A 22,909-nucleotide genomic window follows, 5' to 3' on the forward strand; every position below is an offset into this window, starting at 1 on the left:
CACTTCCAGCTTCCAGGGCACTTCCAGAGTCCTGATCGTCGTCCCCGATCGCCGCCCCCGACCGTACCCATAGGAGCGCGTCCCATGGCCACAGACCTCATCGGCCGCCACTTCCTCAAGGAGCTGGACTTCACCGCCGAGGAGTTCCGCGGCCTCGTCGCCCTCGCCGCCGACCTCAAGGCCGCCAAGAAGGCGGGCGCCGAGGTCCAGCGGCTGCGCGGCCGGAACATCGCCCTGATCTTCGAGAAGACCTCGACCCGCACCCGCTGCGCCTTCGAGGTCGCCGCTGCCGACCAGGGCGCGTCCACCACCTACCTGGACCCCGCCGGCTCCCAGATGGGCCACAAGGAGTCGGTCAAGGACACCGCCCGCGTCCTCGGCCGGATGTTCGACGGCATCGAGTACCGGGGCGACGGCCAGTCCGTGGTCGAGGAGCTCGCCGCCTTCGCCGGCGTCCCCGTCTTCAACGGGCTCACCGACGACTGGCACCCCACCCAGATGCTCGCCGACGTGCTCACCATGACCGAGCACACGGAGAAGCCGCTGGACGCCATCGCCTTCGCCTACCTCGGCGACGCCCGCTTCAACATGGGCAACTCCTACCTGGTGACCGGCGCCCTGCTCGGCATGGACGTCCGGATCGTCGCCCCGCGCGCGTACTGGCCGGCCGAGGAGGTCGTCACCGCGGCCCGCAAGCTCGCCGAGACCAGCGGCGCCACCGTCACCCTCACCGAGGACGTGGCGGAGGGCGTCCGGGGCGCCGACTTCGTGGCCACCGACGTCTGGGTCTCCATGGGGGAGCCCAAGGAGGTCTGGGACGCGCGGATCGCCGCCCTCGCCCCGTACGCCGTGACCATGGACGTGCTGCGAGCCACCGGGAACCCGGACGTCAAGTTCCTGCACTGCCTCCCGGCCTTCCACGACCTGGGCACGGACGTCGGGCGGGACATCCACGCCCGGCACGGCCTGACCGAGCTGGAGGTCTCCGACGAGGTCTTCGAGTCGGCGCACTCGGTCGTCTTCGACGAGGCGGAGAACCGGATGCACACCATCAAGGCGGTCCTGGTGGCGACGATGGCCGGCGGCCCGCTGCCGTAGGCGCCCGGGCGCTGAGCGGCATAGCTTTGCGCCCGATTGGGTGAATATGCGCGGTGCGGTTACGATCGCATCTTCACAGGGGGTTCGGACGCGTATGTCCGAACCCCCTGACGCATGCACCACCAGGAATGAGAACCGCCGCATGTCCCCGTCCGCCTCGCGGATCAAGTCCCCGCAACTGCTCCTCGCCGAATCCGGCCACGACCTCGAAGGCCACGGCCTCAAGCGCACCATGGGCCTCTTCCAGCTCGTGTGCTTCGGCGTCGGCGCGATCGTCGGCACCGGCATCTTCGTCGGCCTCTCCGACAGCGTCGCCGAGGCGGGCCCCGCGGTCGTCGTCTCCTTCGTCCTCGCCGCGATCACCTGCATCTTCACCGCCTTCTCCTTCGCGGAGCTCGGCGGCGCGATCCCGGTCTCGGGCTCCTCGTACTCCTTCGCCTACGCCTCGCTCGGCGAGCGCGCCGCCTTCCTCGTCGGCTGGTGCCTGCTCCTGGAGTACGGCGTCTCCGTCTCTGCGGTGGCCGTCGGCTGGAGCCAGTACCTCAACGAGCTGCTCGACAGCCTGACGGGTTGGCAGCTGCCCGACGCGCTCTCCGCGGGCCCCGGCGAGGGCGGAGTCGTCAACGTCCCCGCCGTGATCGTGATCCTGCTCGCCGCGACCCTGCTGGTGCGCGGGGTGCGGGAGAGCGCGCGGGCGACCGCCGCCATGGCGATCCTCAAGATCGGCATCCTGGTCGTCTTCTGCGCGATCGGCTTCTCCGCCTTCCAGGCCGGCCACCTCTCGCCCTTCGCCGAGCACGGCATGGGCGGCATCACCGCGGGCGCCTCGGTGGCCTTCTTCTCGTACATCGGCTTCGACGCGATCACCACGGCCGGCGAGGAGGTGAAGAACCCGCGGCGGAACATCCCGATCGCCATCCTCATCTGCATCGGGCTCGTCACCCTGCTCTACTGCGCCGTCGCGCTCTCCGCGATCGGGGCCCTCGGCGCCGACGCGGTGGCCGACCGGCCCGCCGCGCTCTCGCTCGTCGTCGACCAGGTCACCGGCTCGTCGATCGGCGGCGGGATCATCGCGTTCGGCGCCGTCGTCGCCATCGCGTCCGTGGTCCTCGCGGTGATGTACGGGCAGACCCGCATCCTGATGTCGATGTCCCGCGACGGTCTCGTCCCCCGGGTCTTCGAACGGGTCTCCCCGAAGTCCGCCACGCCGGTGGCCAACACCTGGATCGTGGCCGCGGTCTTCGCCGTGCCGGCGGCCTTCGCCTCGCTCGACGTGGTCGTGAACCTGACCACCATCGGCACGCTCGCCGTCATGGCGGTCGTCAACCTCGCGGTGATGGTGCTGCGGCGCCGGAACCCCGAGCTGCCGCGCTCCTTCCGGGTGCCGCTCTTCCCGCTGAGCCCGATCCTGGGCATCGGCTTCTGCCTCTACCTGATCTGGGGCACGGGCTGGACGACCTGGCTGCAGTTCGCCGGCTTCCTGGTCGTCGGGGCGCTGGTGTACGCGGGCTACGGGCGCCGCCACTCGCGCCTGGTCACCGCTCCGGGTGACGACGCTGCGCCGGTATCCCCGGCAGGGTGAACCAGACCGCCTTGCCCCCCGCGGTGGGGCGGTGGCCGCAGTCGCTGCTGAGCGCCCGGATGAGGAGGAGGCCGCGGCCGTGCTCCTGCCAGGGGTCGACCCCGGTCGCCGGGTCGGGGCAGACGAGCTCGCCGGGGGCGGCGGGCTCGGAGTCGTGGACCTCGATCTGACAGCCGCCGGGGGCCGAGAACAGCTCGACGACCAGCTCGATGGGGCCGAGGCCCGCGGTGTGCTCGACGGCGTTGGCGACCAGCTCGGCGGTGAGCAGCTCGGCCGTGTCGCGGTCCGGCCGGGCGCCGGCCGTGGGGTCGAGGCCGGTGAGGGCGGTACGGATCAGGGCGCGGGCGAGCGGTACGGCGGCGGTCGTGTGGGGCAGCTGGACGCGCCACGAGCGGGCGGGCCCGTGTGCGGGGGGTCCGGTGCTTTCGGTGGGCCCGGTGGGGCTGGTGGGACTGGTGGTTTCGGTGGGTCCACTGGGGTCGGTCGGACCGGTGGTGTCGGTGGGGCCGGTGGTTTCGGGCATGGGCAGGCTCCCTTCACCGAGTGGGGGTGGGCGAGTGGGGTGGAGGCATCCCGAGACGTCCTGGTTTCAACCTTACGAGGCGCAATTTATTTCTCCAGGGGCGCCCCTCCCTGATCGGTAGGGACCTCCGTCACCGGTGGCCCAGGACCTTCCGCGGGGCATCCTCATCCCTCCTTTATCGCGTACTCGTGACGGTGGTCACAAGACAGTGATACCCTCCGAGCGGAGGAAGGAGGCCGTTCCGGATGAGCCCCTTTACCGGCTCCACGCCCCGCACGGCACGCTGGCAACACCTGCGCCTCAGCATCGACCGGGGCGTGGCCACTGTCACCCTCGCGCGGCCCGCGAAACTCAACGCCCTCACCTTCGGCGCCTACGCCGACCTGCGCGATCTCCTCGCCGAGCTCTCCCGGGAGCGCAGCGTCCGCGCCCTCGTCCTCGACGGCGAGGGCCGGGGCTTCTGCTCCGGCGGCGACGTCGACGAGATCATCGGCGCCACCCTCTCCCTCGACACCGCCCAGCTCCTCGACTTCAACCGGATGACCGGCCAGGTCGTCCGGGCCCTGCGCGAGTGCCCCTTCCCGGTCGTCGCCGCCCTCCACGGGGTCGCGGCGGGCGCCGGAGCCGTGCTCGCCCTCGCCGCCGACTTCCGGATCGCCGACCCCACCACCCGCTTCGCGTTCCTCTTCACCCGGGTGGGCCTCTCCGGCGGCGACATGGGCGCGGCCTATCTGCTGCCCCGGGTCGTCGGCCTCGGCCACGCCACCCGGCTGCTCATGCTCGGCGAACCCGTCCACGCCCCCGAGGCCGAGCGCATCGGCCTGCTGTCGGAGCTCACCGAGGAGGGCCGGGCGGGGGAGCGGGCGGCGGAGCTCGCCCGCCGGCTCGCCGACGGCCCCGCGCTCGCCCTCGCCCAGACCAAGGCGCTGCTCACCTCCGAGCTCGACATGCCGCTCGCGGCCTCGATCGAACTCGACGCGGCCACCCAGGCGCTCCTCATGAACGGCGAGGACTACGCCGAGTTCCACGCGGCCTTCACGGAGAAGCGCCCCCCGAAATGGCGGGGGTGCTGACGATGCGGGGCCGTCCCGAGGTGGCCGGCGCACGCGGGTCCGACGCGGCTCCCGCCCGGGGTTCCGGCGCCGCTCGCGCCGCGGGTCCCGAGTCCCGGATCGCCGTCGTGGGCGGCGGACCCGGTGGGCTCTACGCCGCCGCCCTCCTCAAACGGCTCGACCCCACGCGCGAGGTCACCGTCTGGGAGCGGAACGCGCCCTCCGACACCTTCGGCTTCGGGGTCGTGCTCTCCGACGAGACCCTCGGCGGCATCCGGGACGCCGACCCCGTCGTCTACGAGGCGCTCGGCCGCGACATGGTCCGCTGGGACGACATCGACGTCGTCCACCGCGGCCACCGCACCACCTCCACCGGACACGTCTTCGCCGCGCTCGGCCGCCGCAGGCTCCTGGAGATCCTGCACGCCCGGTGCGCCGACCTCGGCGTACGGCTCCGCTTCCGCACCGAGGCCCCGCCCGCGGACGTCCTCGCCGCCGGGCACGACCTGGTCGTCGCCGCCGACGGGGTCCACAGCCGCACCCGCGAGACCCACGCCGACCACTTCCGCCCCACCATCACCACCCACCGCTGCCGCTACATCTGGCTCGCCGCCGACTTCGCCTTCGACGCCTTCCGCTTCGAGACCGCCGAGACCGAGTACGGCGTGATGCAGCTGCACGCCTACCCCTACGGGCCGGCCGCCTCCACCGCCATCGTCGAAATGCGGGAAGAGGTCTGGCGGGCCGCCGGGTTCGACGAGCTCGACGAGGCCGAGTCCACCGTCCGCTGCGCCAAGATCTTCGCCGAGGCGCTCGGCGGCCGGGAGCTGCGCTCGCACCGCTCCGCCTGGACCGCCTTCCGTACCGTCGTCAACGAGCACTGGTCCCACGGCAACACCGTGCTCATCGGCGACGCCGCCCACACCGCGCACTTCTCCATCGGCTCCGGAACCAAACTCGCCGTCGAGGACGCCCTGGCCCTGGCGCACAGCCTCCGCGACCACCCCGATCCCACCGAGGCCCTCACCGCCTACGAGGCCGAACGCCGACCCGTCGTCGAGTCCACCCAGCGCGCGGCCACCGCGAGCCTGCGCTGGTTCGAGGAACTCGCGGGCCATGTCGACCGGCCGCCCCGCCGCTTCGCCTTCGACCTGCTGACCCGCAGCCGCCGCGTCACCCACGCCAACCTCCGGCTCCGCGACCCGGCCTTCACCGCCACCGTGGAACGCGACTTCGGCTGCCCGCCCGGCACCCCGCCGATGTTCACCCCCTTCCGGCTCCGCGGACTCACCCTGCGCAACCGGGTCGTCGTCTCCCCCATGGACATGTACGTCGCCGAGGACGGCGTCCCCGGCGACTTCCACCTCGTCCACCTGGGGTCCAGGGCCCTCGGCGGCGCCGGACTCGTCATGACCGAGATGGTCTGCGTCAGCCCCGAGGGCCGGATCACCCCCGGCTGCACCGGCCTGTGGACCGACGAGCAGGCCGCCGCCTGGGCCCGGATCACCGGCTTCGTGCACGCCCAGGCGCCCGGCACCGCACTCGGCGTGCAGCTCGGCCACTCCGGCCGCAAGGGCTCCACCCGGCGCATGTGGGAGGGCATCGACCAGCCCCTGCCGGAGGGCAACTGGCCGCTCGTCGCCGCCTCCCCCCTCCCGTACCGGCCCGGCGTCAACCAGACCCCGCGCGCCCTCGACCGCGCCGGACTCACCACCGTCCGCGAGGAGTTCACCGCGGCCGCCCGCCGCGCCGCGCACGCCGGCTTCGACCTCCTCGAACTCCACTGCGCCCACGGCTATCTGCTCTCCGGCTTCCTCTCACCCCTCACCAACCACCGCACCGACGCCTATGGCGGCGACCTGGCCGCCCGGCTCCGCTTCCCGCTCGAAGTCTTCGACGCGGTACGGGAGGTGTGGCCGGAGGAACGCCCCATGACCGTCCGGATCTCGGCCACCGACTGGGCCGAGGGCGGGACGAGCGACGAGGACGCGGTCGCGATCGCACGCGCCTTCGCGGCGCACGGCGCCGACGCCGTCGACGTCTCCACCGGCCAGGTCGTCCCCGACGAGGCCCCGGCCTACGGGCGCTCGTACCAGACCCCGTACGCCGACCGGATACGCAACGAGGCCGGGGTCCCCGTCATCGCGGTCGGCGCGATCTCCTCCTGGGACGACGTCAACTCCCTGCTCCTGGCGGGCCGCGCCGACCTCTGCGCGCTCGCCCGCCCGCACCTCTACGACCCGCACTGGACCCTGCACGCCGCCGCCGAACAGGACTACGAGGGTCCGGCGGCCCCCTGGCCGGCCCCGTACCGCGCGGGCCGCCGCCCACCCCCGACCGGCCGCCGGAACTGACACGGCCCGCGCGGTGGACGCCCGCGTATGCCGGAGCGACGCGGGGACATGGTCCGGGCGTCGCCCCGGCACTTGAATGAGGACATGACACAGCAGCGGGGTGGGAAGGGTGCCGGGGCCGTCCTCGGCACGGCGACGGTGGCGACCGGACTGGTCGCGGGGGTGTGGTTCGCGTACGTCTGCTCGGTGATGCCGGCGCTGGCCCGCAGCGACGACCGGGTCTACGTCGAGGTGATGCGGAACATCAACGACGTGATCCAGAACCCGGTGTTCTTCACGCCGTTCTTCGGCGCGACGATCCTGACCGCCGTGGCCGCCTGGCAGCACCGCGCCACCCGGGCCCGGGCCTGGACGATCGCCGCGTTCGTCCTCTCCGTGGCGGTCTTCCTCGTCACCTCGGCGGCGAACGTCCCCCTCAACGACGCCCTCGCGGCGGCCGCGGACCCGACGGCCGCCCGGGCCGCCTTCGAGACGCCCTGGGTGGCCTGGAACCTGGTCCGCGCGGTCCTGACCACGGCCGGCCTCGCCTGCCTGCTCCGGGCCCTGGCGGTACGGAAGTAGCTAGCCTTCCGACAGGAACGGGCGGACGAACTCCGCGCCCCGGTCCCGCAGCAGCTCGTGCAGGGCCGCGAAGACCTCCGCGGAGCGGCGGCCCGGCCAGTCGTCGGGCAGCAGCTCGGCGGGGAGCACCGGGTCCGCGTACGGCAGCCGGCGCCAGGAGTCCAGGACCAGCAGGTAGTCGCGGTAGGCGTCCTCGGCGCTCTTCTGCGGGCCGTCCGCCGTCGGGCCGGCCTCCGCCAGGGCCGTCCGCCAGGCCCGTAGCACCGGCTCGTGGACGGCGAGGAACTCCTCGTGGAGCCCGGCGATCGCGGGCAGGTCCCACCAGCGGGCCACCGCCTCGGCCGTGGCCGCGTACCCCAGGTGGTCGCCCCGGAAGAGGTCCACGTACGGCGAGAGCTCCAGGCGCTCCAGGGCGTTGCGGGTCTCCTCGTACAGCCGGGCCGGGGCGATCCAGACGCCGGGGGCCGCCGTGCCGAAGCCCAGGCGGCCGAGCCGGGAGCGCAGCAGGTGCCGCTTGTGCCGCTCGGCCTCGGGCACGGAGAAGACGGCGAGCACCCAGCCCTCGGAGAGCTTGGGCTCGGTGCGGGCGTAGATCCGGCGGTCTCCGTCGTCCAGGAGCCGGCGGGCGTCGTCCGACAGGGCGTACCCGGCGGCGCCCGCGGCCGTCCGGCCCGGCAGCAGCAGTCCGCGCCGCTTCAGCCGCGACACCGAGGAGCGCACGGAGGGCGCGTCGACGCCGAGCACCGCGAGCAGCCGGATGAGCGCGGCCACCGGCATCGGGGAGCCGTCGGGCGCACGGCCGTACGCGCCGTAGAGGGAGACGATCAGGGATCGGGGAGTGTGCTGCTCGGCCACGTGATCACTCTAGAGGGTGGGTCCGACGCGCTCCGGACGCCCGGTGCGGCTCATGCCGGGTCGCGCAGCCGGAAGCGCTGGAGCTTTCCCGTCGCCGTGCGGGGCAGCGCGTCCAGGAAGACGATCTCGCGGGGCGACTTGTACGGGGCGAGGCGGGCGCGGACGAAGGCCCGCAGGGCGGCGGCGGTGCCCGCGTCGCGCGGCACCCCGTCCCGTACGACCGTGTAGGCCACGACGACCTGGCCCCGGAGCTCGTCCGGGCGGCCCACCACCGCCGTCTCGACCACGTCGGGATGGTCCAGGAGGACCTCCTCGACCTGCGGTCCCGCGATGTTGTACCCGGCCGAGATGATCATGTCGTCGGCCCGTGAGACATAGCGGAAGTAGCCGTCGGGCTCGCGGACGTACGTGTCGCCCGTGACGTTCCAGCCCTCCCGTACGTACTCCGCCTGGCGGGCGTCGGCCAGATAGCGGCAGCCGACCGGTCCGCGCACCGCGAGCAGCCCCTCCTCGCCGTCCGGGACCCCCTTGCCCTCCTGGTCCACGATCCTCGCCTGCCAGCCGGGGACGGGCCGGCCGGTGGTGCCGGGTCGGATGTCGCCGTCGGCGGCGGAGATGAAGATGTGCAGCAGCTCGGTCGCGCCGATTCCGTTGATGAGGCGCAGCCCCGTGCGGGCGTACCAGGCCTTCCAGGTGGCCTCCGGGAGGTTCTCGCCGGCCGAGACGCAGCGCCGCAGCGAGCCCAGGTCGGGGGCGATGCCCTTGGTCAGCTCGTCGAGCATGACCCGGTAGGCCGTCGGGGCGGTGAAGAGCACCGACACCCGGTGCCGCTCGATCGCCGCGAGCAGCTGTTTCGGGCCGGCCTGTTCGAGGAGGACGGCGCTCGCCCCGGCCCGCAGGGGGAAGAGGACGAGCCCGCCGAGGCCGAAGGTGAAGGCGAGCGGCGGCGAACCGGCGAAGACGTCGTCGGGCAGCGGCCGCAGGACGTGCGCGGAGAAGGTGTCGGCGACGGCCAGGACGTCCCGGTGGAAGTGGACGCAGCCCTTGGGGCGTCCGGTCGTGCCGGAGGTGAAGGCGATGAGGGCGACGTCGTCGGCGGCCGTCTCCACCGCCGGGTACGGGCCTGGGCGGCGGGCGGCGAGGGCGAGGAGGTCGTCCGGGCCGTCCCCGCCGAAGGGGGTGACGCGGAGTCCGGGGACGCGGGCGGCGAGCAGTTCGTCGAGGACGTGGGCGTCGCATAGGGCGTGGCTGCAACGGGCCGCGTCGGCCAGCACGGCCAGTTCGGGGGCGCGCTGCTGCGCCAGAACGGTGACGGCGACCGCGCCCGCCTTCATCACGGCGAGCCAGCAGGCGGCGAGCCAGGGGGTGCTGGGTCCGCGCAGCAGGACCCGGTTGCCGGGCAGGACGCGCAGGTCGTCGGTGAGGACGTGGGCGATGCGGTCCACCCGGTCCTGGAGTTCTCCGTAGGTCCAGACGCCGCCCTCGCCGTCGTGGAAGGCGGGCCGGTCGGCGCCGAATCGTTCCGTCGTACGGTCGAGGAGTTCCGCCCCGCAGTTCAGCCGGTCGGGGTAGGAGAGCTCCGGGAGGTCGAAGAGGAGACGCGGCCACCGGTCCGGCGGCGGCAGCCGGTCGCGGGCGAAAGTGTCGAGGTGGGCCGAGGGTGTCAGCTCCATGAGTCCGTCCCCCTGTCGTGGTGGGGTCGCCCGTCGCCACACGAGCGTATCGTGTTGGTGACGGCAGTCAACGGTTCGCGACAAGGGTGCTTCCGAGTGCCCCGACGACAGCACCGCGCGGCACAGGGACGCCGCACGGCGCAGGGACGAAGACGCCCGAGGGCGTCAGAGAGGGCCCACATGCCCGCATTCTCGCTCGATCCGGAACAGATCACCTGGTGTGCGGAGCTCCGCACCCTCGCCGCCGAACGCCTCAGGCCCCTCGCCGACCAGGGCGAACCCGGCCGGGTCAACCGCCCCCTCGTCGCCGCCCTCGGCGAGCTCGGCCTGCTCGCCCGGCTTTTCGACGCGGGCGCCCTCGACCTCTGCCTGCTGCGCGAATCGCTCGCCCGGACCTGCACCGAGGCCGAGACCGCCCTCGCCCTCCAGGGCCTCGGCACCCACCCCGTCGCCGCCTTCGGCACCCCCGCACAGCGCGCCCGCTGGCTCCCCGAGGCCACCGCCGGCCGGGCCGTCGCCGCCTTCGCCCTCTCCGAACCCGACGCGGGCTCCGACGCCGCCGCACTCGCCCTGGAAGCCCGGCCCGACGGCGCCGGCGGCTGGCGCCTGCACGGCGAGAAGCGCTGGATCTCCAACGCCCCCGAGGCCGACTTCGCCACCGTCTTCGCCCGCACCACCCAAGGCGCCGGATCCCGGGGCGTCACCGCCTTCCTCGTCCCCGCCGACCGGCCGGGACTCGGCGGCGAAGCCCTCGACATGCTCGCGCCGCACGCCCTCGGCACCCTCACCTTCGACGGCGTCCCCGTCGGCCCCGACGACCTGCTCGGCGAACCCGACCAGGGCTTCCGGGTCGCCATGCACACCCTCAACCTCTTCCGGCCCAGCGTCGGCGCCTTCGCCGTCGGCATGGCCCAGGCCGCCCTGGACGCCGCCCTCGCGCACACCGCCGCCCGCCCCGCCTTCGGCGGCCACCTCGCCGACCTCCAGGCCGTCGCCCACCGGATCGCCGAGATGGCCACCCGCACCGAGGCCGCCCGCCTCCTCGTGTACGCGGCGGCCACCGCGTACGACGAAGGCGACCCCGACGTCCCACGGCGCTCCGCGATGGCCAAACTGCTCGCCACCGAGACCGCCCAGTACGTCGTGGACGCCGCCGTCCAACTCCACGGCGCCCGCGCCCTCCAGCGCGGCCACCTCCTGGAACACCTCTACCGGGAGGTCCGCGCGCCCCGCATCTACGAAGGGGCCACGGAGGTCCAGCGCACGATCATCGCCAAGGAGCTGTACGCGGCGCACCGCAGGGCCGCGAACCGAACCGAGCGGCGCGAGGCGGTCCGCCTCCGCACCGCCGACAGCCGCCGTCAGGAGGTGCCGTCCCCATGAGCCTGCACCGGCACAACCCCGCCGAACTCGCCCCGCCCACCGGCTTCTCGCACGCCGTGACCGCCACCGGAACCCGGTTCGTCTTCCTCGCCGGACAGACCGCCCTCGACAGCGAGGGCAAGGTCGTGGGGGACACCCTGGCCCGGCAGTTCACCACCGCGCTCGGCAATCTGCTCACCGCGCTGCGTCACGCCGGCGGCACCCCGGCCGACCTCGCCCGCGTCACCGTCTACACCACCGACGTGGCCGAGTACCGCGCCCACGCCCATGAACTCGGCCGGATCTGGCGGCGGTTGGCGGGCCGCGACTACCCGGCGATGGCCGTGATCGGAGTCGTACGGCTCTGGGACGAACAGGCCCGGGTGGAACTCGACGGCTTCGCCGTGCTGGACGAGCCCGCCCACGCTTGATCAACTGGTCACCCGCTCGGGCCGGGCTTAGTGTCGAAAGGTGGACTGACCGGCCCACGGCTCCCTCCAGTGAGGGCGCGATGCGCCATGAATAGTCATGAGTAGTACACCCGAGCCGAAGACACCGACGGCGACCGCACCCCGCAAGGGCGGGGGAGACGGCAAGGGCATCGCCCTGTTCGTGATCGCCTCGTGTCAGCTGATGGTGGTCCTCGACATCACCATCGTGAACATCGCGCTACCGCACATCCAGACCGCGCTGGACTTCTCGACCACCAGCCTCTCCTGGGTGGTGAACGCCTACACCCTGACGTTCGGCGGCCTGCTCCTGCTGGGCGGACGCGCCGGCGACATCCTGGGCCGGCGCCGGGTGTTCATCTTCGGCGTGCTCCTCTTCGGACTGGCGTCGCTGTTCTGCGGACTCGCGCAGAGCGAGTGGCAACTCCTCGCGGCCCGCGCCCTCCAGGGCGTCGGCGGTGCGATCGCCTCACCGACCTCGCTCTCCCTGATCACCACCACCTTCGACGAAGGCCCGGAGCGCAACCGGGCGTTCGGCGTCTTCGCGGGCGTCTCGGCGGGCGGCGGCGCGATCGGCCTGGTCGCGGGCGGCATGCTCGTCCAATGGCTCGACTGGCGCTGGATCTTCTTCGTGAACGTGCCGATCGCGCTGATCATCGCGTTCCTCACGCCGCGGCACGTGAAGGAGTCCGAGCGGCACCCGGGCCACTTCGACCTCGCCGGCGCGCTGACCTCCACGCTCGGCATGGTGGCGCTGGTGTACGGCTTCATCCGGGCGGCGCAGGAAGGCTGGAGCGACCCGTACACGATCGGCTCGTTCGTGGCGGCGGTCGTCCTGCTGGCCCTGTTCATCCTGATCGAGCGGCGCTCCCAGCAGCCGATCACACCACTGCACATGTTCGCCGACCGCAACCGCTCGGGCACGTACGTCATCATGCTCTGCCTGGCGGCGGCCATCTTCGGGATGTTCTTCTTCCTGACCCTGTTCGTCCAGCAGGTGCTGAGCTTCAGCCCGTTGACGACGGGACTCGCGTTCCTGCCGGTCAGCGCGATCATCGGGGTCGGCGCCGGCCTCACGTCCAATCTCCTGCCCCGGTACGGGCCGAAGCCCTTCATGGTGACGGGTTCGGTACTCGCCGCGGCGGGCCTGTCCTGGCTGACCCTGACCGACGTCGACTCCACCTACCTGGGCAGCATCCTCGGCCCGATCCTCGTCTTCGGCCTCGGCATGGGCCTGATGTTCGTGTCGCTCACCATCATGGCGCTGTCCAACGTCGAGGTGCAGGAATCCGGCGCGGCGTCCGGCCTGCTCAACGCCACGCAGCAGGTGGGCGGTTCACTGGGCCTGTCGATCCTGGTCACGGTCTTCGGCACGGCGAGCCGCAACGAGGCCGAGAAGCAGGTCCCCGCCTTCCTCTCCCAGGCGGGCCCCCTGGAAAAGGCCCAGTTCGCGAAAACGGGCCAACTCCCACCCCCCTGGGGCGACCAGGTCCTCACCTCAGGCGTCTCAGCGGGCTTCGTCACAGCGGCCATCTTCGCCGTGGTCGGCGCCCTGATAGCCCTCTTCGTCATCCAGGTCCGCCCCTCGGACATCGAACGCCTCAAGGGCGGCGGCCCGATGCCGGGCGCGGGCGGCTGAAACGGACGCTGGTTCCCCGGGGGCGGTGTGATAGTGGTAGAGGCTGACGGTCGGCCGAACGGGGGGAATCGGAGACGTGCGCGATCCGTTGGAGAACGTGGAACTCACCGAGGCCGTGCAGGGCTTGCGAGACCAGCTGATGGCCGCCGTGCACGCCGCGGACGGACAGCGCGTCAAGTTCGAGGTCGACGAGATCACGCTGGACTTCTCGGTCGAGCTGCGGCGCGACGCGACGGCCAAGGCCGGGTTCAAGGCATGGGTGGTCTCCGGCGACGCCCAGGTGGGCGTGGCGCGGAGCGCCGTCCACACGGTGTCCGTGAAACTGAGGCCGAAGGACGCGACCAACGGCCGGCCAATCGAAATCGGACATCAGGCCGAGGTCGACATGGGTGACTTCGCAGATCCGTCCGGACCGTACGGCGGATGAGCGCCCGGTCCATCGAACGCATCGCCGTCGTCCAGGGAGCGCGTCAGGGCTCCGGCTTCCTGCTGGACTCCCGCCTCGTGCTCACCTCGGCGCACCTGTTCGAAGGGGAGGACGAGACCGCTCGCGTCGCCGTCCCCGGCGGGGCGGGGCCGCGCGACTGCCGCCTTCTCTGGCGCCGCCACGACGCGTCGTGCGACGCGGCCCTGCTCGAAGCGGACGAAGACCTCGTGAGGGAGGGCACGACGTGCCGGACGGCCGATGTCCGGTGGGGCCGGATATCCGGCCTGGCCGCGTGGGAGAACTGCGAAGCGGTGGGCTACCCGCGGATCTCGCTCCGGGACGGGGCGCGGCCGGACACCGAGCAGATCGTGGGCACGCTGAAGCCGGGATCGTCCGTCCTGCGCGGTCGTTACGTCCTGGACAGTTCCCACACCCCACCGCCCGCGGCCTCCGGGGCATCGCCGTGGCAGGGGATGTCGGGGGCCGCTCTCTTCGCCGGCGAATACCTGATCGGTGTGGTGTCGGGGGACCCCGCGCAGTGGGGTCACGCGCGGGTGGAGGCCGTCCCCGTCTCCGTCGTGGTGGCCGATCCGGGCTTCCGGCGGGCGATGGAGGCAGCCGCGGGGTTCCGTCCCGAGGTGGTGGAGATCGGCAGGCCGGTGCCGCAGGTGGTGCGCGAGACCTTCGCCACCCGCGAAGACGACTGGATCCCCGTCGCCGACGCCGACCCGGTCTCCTTCGGTGTTCACCGCGTGCCGGACGCCTCCGGCCATCCGGACGTCGTGCCGTACGTGTCCCGCCGCGTCGACGCTCAGGTGGACGACCGGCTCGCAGCGCTGGCGGAAACGGGCGGCATGCTGTTGCTGACCGGGGACTCGGCCGCCGGCAAGTCGAGGGCCCTGTTCGAAGGCATGGTCCGCAATCTCGGGGGCCGGTCGGTATGCAAGCCGGACCCCGATGCCGACCTGTCCTTCCTGCACTCCTCCACCGGAAGTGATCACGAGACGGTCGTGTGGCTCGACGACCTGCACACCTACCTGAGGTCCGACGGGCTGACGCCGTCGCTGCTCGACCGGCTCGTCCGCCGCGGCACGGTCGTGCTCGCCACGCTGCGCACCGAGTTCCACGAGCACTACACGGACGACGAGGACGGCCCGTCGCTCTCGCGGAGCACCGGGCCGCGGCTGCCGACCTCGCCCGGCCGGGTGATCCGCGCGGCACATCACCTCACCCTCGACCGGCTCTGGACGGACGACGAGCGGCGGGCCGCCTCGTCGAGCGAGGACCCGCGCGTCGTCGCCGCACTGAACGCCGACCGGGCGTACGGGGTGGCGGAGTACCTCGCGGCGGGACCGCAGGTCCTCAAGCGGTGGAAGGCCGCGTCGCGGGCGAAGGGCAACCCCCGGGGGGCCGCGCTCGTCGCGGCCGCCGTCGCCCTCGCCCGTACGGGGGTGGACACCGCGCTGGCGCCGGAGTCCCTGGAACGCCTCCACGCGTACTTCCTCGACCGGGCGGGCGGGCCGGCGCTGAGGCCGGAAGGCATGGCGGAAGCCTGGGCATGGGCGTCCAAAATCGTGCTGGGCGTGACCAGTCCCCTCGTACCGGGGCGGGGAGGAACGTGGAAGCCGTTCGACTACCTCGTGTCGGACGCCGCGCGCGGGTCCCGTCCCGGCGAGCTGCCGGGCGAGGTGTGGGACGAAGCCCTGCGCATCGTGGACGACACGCGCCGTGTACTGGTGTCGACCGTCGCCAGGGTGGCGGGCCGGCCGGACGTGGCCAAGGAGGCGCTCCGCCCCCTCGCGGAGGCGGACGATCCCGACGGCCTGGTCAACCTGGGGGCGTTGCTGGCCGCGGAGAAGGACGAAGACGGTGCCGGCCGCTGCTTCGAGCGTGCTTTCCGTCTGGGGGACTCCACCGGGGCCCACAACATGGGTGCCCTGTCCTTCATGCGGGGTGATCTGGAAGGGGCACGGGACTGGTTCGAGCGTGCGGTCGAGGCCGGGGGACGGGAGTCGATCGGCGCCCTCGGCCTGGTCCACGAGAAGCTGGGGAACCAGGACGAGGCGACAGCGCTCTGGAAGCGCGGTACCGAGGCCGGTGACCCCGGCAGTGCGCTGCACTATTCGGACTGGCTGCGGTCGCAGTGGCAGTCGGACGAAGCCGTCGAGGCCCTGAGAGTCGCCGCGGACGGTGAGATCCCGCTGGCCGCGCTCTCGTACGCCGGAGTTCTCCTGCGGAGGGAGGACACGGACACGGCCCACGCCTATGTCTCGCGTGCCTACGACGTGGCAGTCATGCAGGGGAATCTGGGCGACCCGGTCGGCTGCCTGATGGCCGGGGTGACCGCGTACTCCTTCGGTGACGTCCGGCTGGGGGCGGAGTGGTGGAGCCGGGCACGCGAGCACGGCCGCCCACCGGACTGGGTGGTCCTGGAGGCGGAGGAGGGCTCACCTGGACTCCCGCACCTGGTCTTCAGCGCCGACTGCCTGGACAGGCTCGGGCACGAGGAGGCCCGTTCCCTCATGCGGTTGCTCTGGGCCGGCGACTGCCAGGACTGCGGACATCCGCTGGCTGACGGCGTTCCGGCCCTCCATGTGGACGATCACTACGAATGGGCCCACGCACGGCTCTTCCACTTCGGAATGTGCCGGTATCCGGGCTGGAACGATTCGGCCCTGATCAGTTTCGCCAAAGAGGCGGGTCTCAGCTGGACGGCGTTCACCGCCGGCGTCCCCGTGGGGCAGCGCAGCGACCAGCTCGTTCCCGGTTTCGTGGTCAACCCCTCCGTCGAGGCAGCGCAGTTGGTACAGGTCGGCGATCGCTGGACGGCCACGGCCGCTCTCGGGCCCCGGTCCACCCACGCCGAAGCGCTCGGCCTCCGACCGCTGTGGTCCGGCTTGCCACCCAGGTCGTCCGACGGCCTCGCCCGGGCGTTCACCGGTCCCGGCGAAGTCGCCGTGGCCACGTTCGGCCAGCTCTGGACCGCTCCCGCGACCGACGAGTTCATCGCGATGACGCGGCGGTTCGGAGGAATGCTGCTCATCACGGCGAGCACGGTCGGACCCGAGTCCCCGGCCTCCGTGGAGGTCCTGACGGACGCCCTGGAGGCCTGGGACTCGATGACGAGGTGGGTCCCGCTGACATCCGACTCCTCGGGCTGAACCCACCCGGGGCGGTACCCGAGGAACCGAGGCCCTAGATGTCCCGGAAGATCTCGATCTGGGCGCCGATCGAGTTCAGCCGCTCCGCCAGGTCCTCGTAGCCGCGGTTGATGACGTACACGTTGCGCAGGACCGAGGTGCCCTCGGCGGCCATCATGGCGAGGAGGACGACTACGGCCGGGCGCAGGGCCGGGGGGCACATCATTTCGGCGGCGCGCCAGCGGGTGGGGCCCTCGACGAGGACGCGGTGGGGGTCCAGGAGCTGGAGGCGGCCGCCGAGGCGGTTGAGGTCGGTGAGGTAGATGGCGCGGTTGTCGTAGACCCAGTCGTGGATGAGGGTCTTGCCCTGGGCCGTGGCCGCGATCGCCGCGAAGAAGGGGACGTTGTCGATGTTCAGGCCCGGGAACGGCATCGGGTGGATCTTGTCGATCGGCGCCTCCAGTTTGGAGGGGCGGACCGTCAGGTCGACCAGGCGGGTGCGGCCGTTGTCGGCCGGGTACTCGGCCGAGCGGTCGTGGTCGAGGCCCATCTCCTCGAGGACGGCGAGTTCGATCTCCATGAACTCGATCGGGACCCGGCGGATGGTCAGTTCGGATTCCGTGACGACCGCCGCGGCCAGCAGGCTCATCGCCTCGACCGGGTCCTCGGAGGGGGAGTAGTCGACGTCCACGTCGATCTGTGGGATGCCGTGGACGGTCAGGGTCGTGGTGCCGATGCCGTCCACCCGTACGCCGAGGGCCTCCAGGAAGAAGCACAGGTCCTGGACCATGTAGTTGGAGGAGGCGTTGCGGATGACGGTCACGCCGTCGTGGCGGGCGGCCGCCAGGAGGGCGTTCTCGGTCACGGTGTCGCCGCGCTCGGTGAGCACGATCGGGCGGTCGGGGGCGACGGAGCGCTCGACCTGGGCGTGGTAGATGCCCTCGGTCGCGGTGATGTCGAGGCCGAAGCGGCGCAGCGCGATCATGTGCGGCTCGATCGTGCGCGTACCGAGGTCGCAGCCGCCGGCGTACGGCAGCTTGAAGCGGTCCATGCGGTGCAGCAGCGGGCCGAGGAACATGATGATCGAGCGGGTGCGGATCGCGGCCTCGGCGTCGATCGAGTCCATGTCCAGTTCGGCCGGCGGCACGATCTCCAGGTCGACGCCGTCGTTGACCCAGCGGGTGCGCACGCCGATGGAGTTGAGCACTTCGAGGAGCCGGAAGACCTCCTCGATGCGGGCGACCCGGCGCAGGACGGTGCGGCCCTTGTTGAGGAGGGAGGCGCAGAGCAGCGCGACGCAGGCGTTCTTGCTCGTCTTGACGTCGATGGAGCCGGAGAGCCGGCGGCGGCCGACGACCCTGAGGTGCATCGGTCCGGCGTAGCCCAGGGACACGATTTCGCTGTCGAGGGCTTCGCCGATGCGGGCGATCATCTCAAGGCTGATGTTCTGGTTGCCGCGCTCGATCCGGTTGACTGCGCTCTGGCTCGTGGCCAGTGCGTCGGCGAGCTGCGTCTGTGTCCAGCCACGGTGCTGACGGGCGTCACGGATGAGCTTGCCGATGCGTACGAGGTAGTCGTCTGCCATGGCGTCACGTTATCTCAGATATGAGATGACACTCGCAGTTGGGGTAGGCCGTCAGGGTGAAATGTCGTACGCAGTCGGGTGACGCGGTTCGTACAGGGGGAGTTCGGTGCCGCTCGGGAGCCGGATGGCGGCGAGCAGGCCCCAGCGCTGCTCCTCGATGGCGCGGGTGACCTGGACGCCCTTGTCCTCCAGGTCCAGCAGGGTCTGGGCGAGGTCCTCGCACATGAGGTAGAGCTCGACGCCCGGCTCGCCCTCCGTGGGATGGGTGGCGACCTCCGCGGGGGGCAGCTTGAAGATGAGCCAGCCGCCTCCGGCGTCCACGTGCTCGAAGCCGAGGACGTCCCGGAGGAAGGCGCGGTCGGCCTCCGCGTCCCGGGTGTAGAGAATCACATGCGCGCCGATGACCATGTCCCGATCGTCGGCCGCCGCCACGCCCGGGGCAATCCGCGGGCCGCCGTACGGGTGCCGGGGCGCCGCTTCCCGGCGGCTCGGGGGCATCCGGGCATGACCCGGCAGCGGGGATGCACTAGAGTTATCTCGACATCGAGATAACTGCTTACGGCGCACCGCGGCCGCCCACCCGGTAAGGGTTACCTAACTAAGCCTTACCTTAGCGGATCGGCGAGGGAGTCGTGGCGGCAGCATGGCGGTAATACGCGCACTTTGATGAAGGAGACTGTCGTGTCGGCGAACAGCTTCGACGCCCGCAGCACGCTGCGCGTGGGCGACGAGTCGTACGAGATCTTCAAGCTGGACAAGGTCGAGGGCTCCGCGCGCCTCCCTTACAGCCTGAAGGTCCTCCTGGAGAACCTGCTCCGCACCGAGGACGGCGCGAACATCACCGCCGACCACATCCGGGCCCTGGGCAACTGGGACTCGCAGGCCCAGCCGAGCCAGGAGATCCAGTTCACGCCGGCCCGCGTGATCATGCAGGACTTCACCGGCGTCCCGTGCGTGGTGGACCTCGCCACCATGCGCGAGGCCGTCAAGGAGCTCGGCGGCGACCCGGCGAAGGTCAACCCGCTCTCCCCGGCCGAGCTGGTCATCGACCACTCCGTCATCGCCGACAAGTTCGGCACGAAGGACGCCTTCGGCCAGAACGTCGAGCTGGAGTACGGCCGCAACAAGGAGCGCTACCAGTTCCTGCGCTGGGGCCAGACCGCCTTCGACGACTTCAAGGTCGTCCCCCCGGGCACCGGCATCGTCCACCAGGTGAACATCGAGCACCTGGCCCGCACGGTCATGGTCCGGGGCGGCCAGGCGTACCCCGACACCCTCGTCGGCACCGACTCGCACACCACCATGGTCAACGGCCTCGGTGTGCTCGGCTGGGGCGTCGGCGGCATCGAGGCCGAGGCCGCGATGCTCGGCCAGCCGGTCTCCATGCTCATCCCGCGCGTCGTCGGCTTCAAGCTGACCGGCGAGCTCCCGGCCGGCACCACCGCCACCGACCTGGTCCTCACGATCACCGAGATGCTGCGCAAGCACGGCGTCGTCGGCAAGTTCGTCGAGTTCTACGGTGAGGGCGTCGCCGCCACCTCCCTGGCGAACCGCGCCACCATCGGCAACATGTCGCCGGAGTTCGGCTCCACCGCCGCGATCTTCCCGATCGACGGCGAGACCCTGAACTACCTCAAGCTCACCGGCCGCTCCGAGCAGCAGGTCGCGCTCGTCGAGGCGTACGCCAAGGAGCAGGGCCTCTGGCTCGACCCGGCCGCCGAGCCCGACTTCTCCGAGAAGCTGGAGCTCGACCTCTCCACGGTCGTCCCCTCCATCGCCGGCCCGAAGCGCCCGCAGGACCGCATCGTCCTCGCCAACGCCGCCGCGCAGTTCGCCCAGGACGTCCGCAACTACGTCGACGACGTGGACGAGGCCGGCAAGGAGTCCTTCCCGGCCTCCGACGCCCCGGCCAACACGCCGAACGGCGCCCCGTCGAAGCCGGTCACCGTGACCGCCCCGGACGGCTCGACCTACGAGATCGACCACGGCGCCGTCACCGTCGCCGCGATCACCTCCTGCACCAACACGTCGAACCCGTACGTGATGGTCGCCGCCGCCCTCGTCGCGAAGAAGGCCGTCGAGAAGGGCCTGACCCGCAAGCCGTGGGTCAAGACCACCCTCGCCCCGGGCTCCAAGGTCGTCACCGACTACTTCGACAAGGCGGGCCTGACCCCGTACCTCGACAAGGTCGGCTTCAACCTCGTCGGCTACGGCTGCACCACCTGCATCGGCAACTCCGGCCCGCTGCCGGAGGAGGTCTCCAAGGCCGTCAACGACCACGACCTGGCCGTCACCTCGGTGCTCTCCGGCAACCGCAACTTCGAGGGCCGGATCAACCCCGACGTCAAGATGAACTACCTGGCCTCCCCGCCGCTGGTCGTCGCGTACGCCCTCGCGGGCTCCATGAAGGTGGACATCACCAAGGACGCCCTCGGCGTCGACCAGGACGGCAAGCCCGTCTACCTGGCCGACATCTGGCCGACGGAGGCCGAGGTCAACGACGTCGTCGCCAACGCCATCGGCGAGGACATGTTCAACAAGTCCTACAGCGACGTCTTCGCGGGCGACGCCCAGTGGCAGGCGCTGCCGATCCCCACCGGCAACACCTTCGAGTGGGACAGCGAGTCCACCTACGTCCGCAAGCCCCCGTACTTCGAGGGCATGACGATGGAGACCACCCCGGTCACCGACATCGTCGGCGCCCGCGTCCTGGCCAAGCTGGGCGACTCGGTCACCACCGACCACATCTCCCCGGCCGGCGCCATCAAGGCCGACACCCCGGCCGGCAAGTACCTCACCGAGCACGGTGTGGAGCGTCGTGACTTCAACTCCTACGGCTCGCGCCGCGGCAACCACGAGGTCATGATCCGCGGCACCTTCGCCAACATCCGCCTGCGCAACCAGATCGCGCCGGGCACCGAGGGCGGCTACACCCGCGACTTCACCGTCGAGGGCGCGCCGGTGTCGTTCATCTACGACGCCTCGCAGAACTACCAGGCCGCCGGCACCCCGCTGGTCATCCTGGGCGGCAAGGAGTACGGCTCCGGCTCGTCCCGCGACTGGGCCGCCAAGGGCACCGCGCTCCTCGGCGTCAAGGCCGTCATCACCGAGTCGTACGAGCGCATCCACCGCTCGAACCTCATCGGCATGGGCGTCCTGCCGCTCCAGTTCCCGGCCGGCCAGACGGCCGACTCGCTCGGCCTGACCGGCGAGGAGACCTTCTCCATCACGGGCGTCACGGAGCTGAACGAGGGCACCACGCCGAGCACGGTCAAGGTCACCACCGACACCGGTGTCGAGTTCGACGCGGTCGTCCGCATCGACACCCCCGGTGAGGCGGACTACTACCGCAACGGCGGCATCATGCAGTACGTGCTCCGCAACCTGATCCGTGGCTGACACGATCTGACCCGGTAGTACGGAAAGGGCCCCGCTCCTCGGAAGAGGAGCGGGGCCCTTCGCCGTGCCGTGCCCGCGCTGATCAGAACGCGGTCAGAACGCGGTCAGAACACGGATCAGAACATCGCGCGGAAGCCGTTCCACCCCGACGTGCCGATCTGCACCCGGCCGGAGTACGGGGACGAGGCGCGGCCCGTGCCCTTGTACAGCCACAGGGCGCCGCGGCCGTCACGGGCGACGAGGTCCGCCTTGCCGTCGAAGTTCAGGTCACCCGAGGACACGAGGGAGTTGTACATGTTCCAGCCGCCGCCGATGCGGGAGCGGCCGGAGAACGGCGCCTTGTAGTTGCCGGTGCCCTTGTACAGCCACAGCACGCCGGCACCGTCGCGGGCGACGATGTCGGGCCTGCCGTCACCGGTGACGTCGCCCTTGCCGGCGATCTGGTTGTAGGCGTTCCAGCCGCCGCCGACCCGGACGCGCGGGGCCAGGGAGCCGTTGCCGTAGCCCAGGTAGTGCCAGAGCACGCCGGCACCGTCGCGGGCGAGGAGGTCGTCCGCCGGGGCGCCACCGGTGTTGGAGGCCGAGATGATCTTGTTGTAGATGTTCCAGCCGCCGCCGATGTCGCGGGGGCGGCCCACGTCGGCGTAGTGCAGACGGCCGTCACGCACGGCGTAGAAGCCGTCGGAGTCGCCGTCACCGTCCATGTCGGCCTGGTTGAAGTGCTTGTGGTAGTTCCAGCCGGTGCCGGAGTTGTCGGCCAGACGCTGGATGGCGCCACCGCCGACCGGCTGGTAGCCCCAGATGGTGCCCGCGCTGTTGACGCCGTACAGGTAGTTCACCGGCGTGGCGGCGGCCGCGGAGGCCGCGAAGGTGCTTGCGTTCGAGGACCGCTCGATGCCGGACGCGGTCGGCTGCGGCGCGTCCGCCGCCATCGCGGCCGTGGTGGTGCTCACCAGAGCGGCCGTTATCGCCGCGACGGTGACGCGGCGCAGGACGCCCGCGCGGTTCAGGCCGGAAGAGTTGGCCACGTGTACTCCATGTGGGAGAGGGACAAGGTAGATCCGCCGGCCACGTCGAACACGTAGACGAGCGCGGCGGTCCACCTATGATCCCTGCCGTCCTCACAGGATCCTTACTTTTCGGAGTGTCTGTGACACGACTGTTTCGATCCCCGCCGTATGCCCCCCTTTGTCCGCCGGTGCCCCACGGT

Annotated in this window: 17 protein-coding genes; 11 read left to right on the forward strand and 6 right to left on the reverse strand. The window is 71.5% G+C overall.

Annotated elements, in window-relative coordinates; all coding sequences use genetic code 11:
• Positions 1-84: 84 nt before the first annotated feature.
• Positions 85-1,098: an ornithine carbamoyltransferase gene (gene argF, locus DEJ43_RS29090; RefSeq protein WP_015036978.1), complete on the forward strand. Its 1,014-nt coding sequence runs from the start codon at positions 85-87 to the stop codon at positions 1,096-1,098.
• 142 nt (positions 1,099-1,240) lie between these two features.
• Positions 1,241-2,680: an amino acid permease gene (locus DEJ43_RS29095; protein WP_015036979.1), complete on the forward strand. Its 1,440-nt coding sequence runs from the start codon at positions 1,241-1,243 to the stop codon at positions 2,678-2,680.
• Here DEJ43_RS29095 and DEJ43_RS29100 read toward each other — a convergent pair.
• Positions 2,634-3,203 (reverse strand): ATP-binding protein, encoded by a 570-nt coding sequence (locus DEJ43_RS29100; protein WP_015036980.1) that lies wholly within the window; start codon positions 3,201-3,203, stop codon positions 2,634-2,636. The two genes, DEJ43_RS29095 and DEJ43_RS29100, sit on opposite strands and share 47 nt — an antisense overlap.
• 245 nt (positions 3,204-3,448) lie before the next feature.
• Here DEJ43_RS29100 and DEJ43_RS29105 point away from each other — a divergent pair, with 245 nt between their 5' ends.
• From DEJ43_RS29105 to DEJ43_RS29115, 3 genes are all read left to right on the forward strand, one after another.
• Complete coding sequence (locus DEJ43_RS29105; RefSeq protein WP_015036981.1) at positions 3,449-4,276, forward strand: enoyl-CoA hydratase family protein; 828 nt, start codon at positions 3,449-3,451, stop codon at positions 4,274-4,276.
• Positions 4,261-6,609 (forward strand): bifunctional salicylyl-CoA 5-hydroxylase/oxidoreductase, encoded by a 2,349-nt coding sequence (locus DEJ43_RS29110; RefSeq protein WP_086024653.1) that lies wholly within the window; start codon positions 4,261-4,263, stop codon positions 6,607-6,609. The genes DEJ43_RS29105 and DEJ43_RS29110 overlap by 16 nt, the downstream gene beginning before the upstream one ends.
• Positions 6,610-6,693: 84 nt before the next feature.
• A complete protein-coding gene (locus tag DEJ43_RS29115) occupies positions 6,694-7,170 on the forward strand; it encodes an anthrone oxygenase family protein (protein WP_015036983.1) in 477 nt (158 codons plus the stop codon).
• Here DEJ43_RS29115 and DEJ43_RS29120 read toward each other — a convergent pair whose 3' ends face one another.
• Positions 7,171-8,025, reverse strand: a complete 855-nt coding sequence (locus tag DEJ43_RS29120; protein ID WP_015036984.1) for a PaaX family transcriptional regulator — start codon at positions 8,023-8,025, stop codon at positions 7,171-7,173. It lies immediately after the preceding gene.
• Between the two features lie 50 nt (positions 8,026-8,075).
• Entirely contained in the window at positions 8,076-9,698 is a 1,623-nt protein-coding gene (locus DEJ43_RS29125) for an AMP-binding protein (protein WP_015036985.1), read from the reverse strand.
• Positions 9,699-9,878: 180 nt separating this feature from the next.
• Between DEJ43_RS29125 and DEJ43_RS29130 the strand changes: the two genes are divergently transcribed.
• The 5 genes from DEJ43_RS29130 (at position 9,879) to DEJ43_RS29150 (ending at position 16,736) form a co-directional block, all read left to right on the forward strand.
• Positions 9,879-11,081: an acyl-CoA dehydrogenase family protein gene (locus tag DEJ43_RS29130; protein WP_015036986.1), complete on the forward strand. Its 1,203-nt coding sequence runs from the start codon at positions 9,879-9,881 to the stop codon at positions 11,079-11,081.
• Complete coding sequence (locus tag DEJ43_RS29135; protein ID WP_015036987.1) at positions 11,078-11,491, forward strand: RidA family protein; 414 nt, start codon at positions 11,078-11,080, stop codon at positions 11,489-11,491. Before DEJ43_RS29130 ends, DEJ43_RS29135 begins: the two co-directional genes overlap by 4 nt.
• A gap of 97 nt (positions 11,492-11,588) precedes the next feature.
• Complete coding sequence (locus tag DEJ43_RS29140) at positions 11,589-13,148, forward strand: MFS transporter (RefSeq protein ID WP_015036988.1); 1,560 nt, start codon at positions 11,589-11,591, stop codon at positions 13,146-13,148.
• A gap of 97 nt (positions 13,149-13,245) precedes the next feature.
• On the forward strand, positions 13,246-13,575 hold the full coding sequence (locus DEJ43_RS29145) for a trypco2 family protein (protein ID WP_233448003.1): 330 nt from the start codon (positions 13,246-13,248) through the stop codon (positions 13,573-13,575).
• A complete protein-coding gene (locus DEJ43_RS29150; protein ID WP_015036990.1) occupies positions 13,572-16,736 on the forward strand; it encodes a S1 family peptidase in 3,165 nt (1,054 codons plus the stop codon). The genes DEJ43_RS29145 and DEJ43_RS29150 overlap by 4 nt, the downstream gene beginning before the upstream one ends.
• Before the next feature lie 34 nt (positions 16,737-16,770).
• On the opposite strand, the gene DEJ43_RS29155 is transcribed toward DEJ43_RS29150, so the two are convergent.
• Positions 16,771-18,300: a helix-turn-helix domain-containing protein gene (locus DEJ43_RS29155; RefSeq protein WP_015036991.1), complete on the reverse strand. Its 1,530-nt coding sequence runs from the start codon at positions 18,298-18,300 to the stop codon at positions 16,771-16,773.
• A 51-nt stretch (positions 18,301-18,351) separates the two neighbouring features.
• Positions 18,352-18,708: a VOC family protein gene (locus DEJ43_RS29160; RefSeq protein WP_150162267.1), complete on the reverse strand. Its 357-nt coding sequence runs from the start codon at positions 18,706-18,708 to the stop codon at positions 18,352-18,354.
• Positions 18,709-18,981: 273 nt separating this feature from the next.
• Here DEJ43_RS29160 and acnA point away from each other — a divergent pair, with 273 nt between their 5' ends.
• A complete protein-coding gene (acnA, locus tag DEJ43_RS29165; RefSeq protein WP_041663018.1) occupies positions 18,982-21,699 on the forward strand; it encodes an aconitate hydratase AcnA in 2,718 nt (905 codons plus the stop codon).
• 116 nt (positions 21,700-21,815) lie between these two features.
• On the opposite strand, the gene DEJ43_RS29170 is transcribed toward acnA, so the two are convergent.
• Entirely contained in the window at positions 21,816-22,727 is a 912-nt protein-coding gene (locus tag DEJ43_RS29170) for an FG-GAP repeat domain-containing protein (RefSeq protein ID WP_051025952.1), read from the reverse strand.
• Positions 22,728-22,909: the final 182 nt, after the last annotated feature.

Origin of the sequence: Streptomyces venezuelae ATCC 10712, assembly GCF_008639165.1 — a bacterium.
GTDB lineage: Bacteria > Actinomycetota > Actinomycetes > Streptomycetales > Streptomycetaceae > Streptomyces > Streptomyces venezuelae.

Excerpts from the sequence above, each read along its gene's own strand:
- argF (WP_015036978.1), top strand. The coding sequence starts at position 85 with ATGGCCACAGACCTCATCGGCCGCCACTTCCTCAAGGAGCTGGACTTC.
- DEJ43_RS29095 (WP_015036979.1), top strand. The coding sequence starts at position 1,241 with ATGTCCCCGTCCGCCTCGCGGATCAAGTCCCCGCAACTGCTCCTCGCC.
- DEJ43_RS29100 (WP_015036980.1), bottom strand. The coding sequence starts at position 3,203 with ATGCCCGAAACCACCGGCCCCACCGACACCACCGGTCCGACCGACCCC.
- DEJ43_RS29105 (WP_015036981.1), top strand. The coding sequence starts at position 3,449 with ATGAGCCCCTTTACCGGCTCCACGCCCCGCACGGCACGCTGGCAACAC.
- DEJ43_RS29110 (WP_086024653.1), top strand. The coding sequence starts at position 4,261 with ATGGCGGGGGTGCTGACGATGCGGGGCCGTCCCGAGGTGGCCGGCGCA.
- DEJ43_RS29115 (WP_015036983.1), top strand. The coding sequence starts at position 6,694 with ATGACACAGCAGCGGGGTGGGAAGGGTGCCGGGGCCGTCCTCGGCACG.
- DEJ43_RS29125 (WP_015036985.1), bottom strand. The coding sequence starts at position 9,698 with ATGGAGCTGACACCCTCGGCCCACCTCGACACTTTCGCCCGCGACCGG.
- DEJ43_RS29130 (WP_015036986.1), top strand. The coding sequence starts at position 9,879 with ATGCCCGCATTCTCGCTCGATCCGGAACAGATCACCTGGTGTGCGGAG.
- DEJ43_RS29135 (WP_015036987.1), top strand. The coding sequence starts at position 11,078 with ATGAGCCTGCACCGGCACAACCCCGCCGAACTCGCCCCGCCCACCGGC.
- DEJ43_RS29140 (WP_015036988.1), top strand. The coding sequence starts at position 11,589 with ATGAGTAGTACACCCGAGCCGAAGACACCGACGGCGACCGCACCCCGC.
- DEJ43_RS29150 (WP_015036990.1), top strand. The coding sequence starts at position 13,572 with ATGAGCGCCCGGTCCATCGAACGCATCGCCGTCGTCCAGGGAGCGCGT.
- DEJ43_RS29155 (WP_015036991.1), bottom strand. The coding sequence starts at position 18,300 with ATGGCAGACGACTACCTCGTACGCATCGGCAAGCTCATCCGTGACGCC.
- DEJ43_RS29160 (WP_150162267.1), bottom strand. The coding sequence starts at position 18,708 with ATGGTCATCGGCGCGCATGTGATTCTCTACACCCGGGACGCGGAGGCC.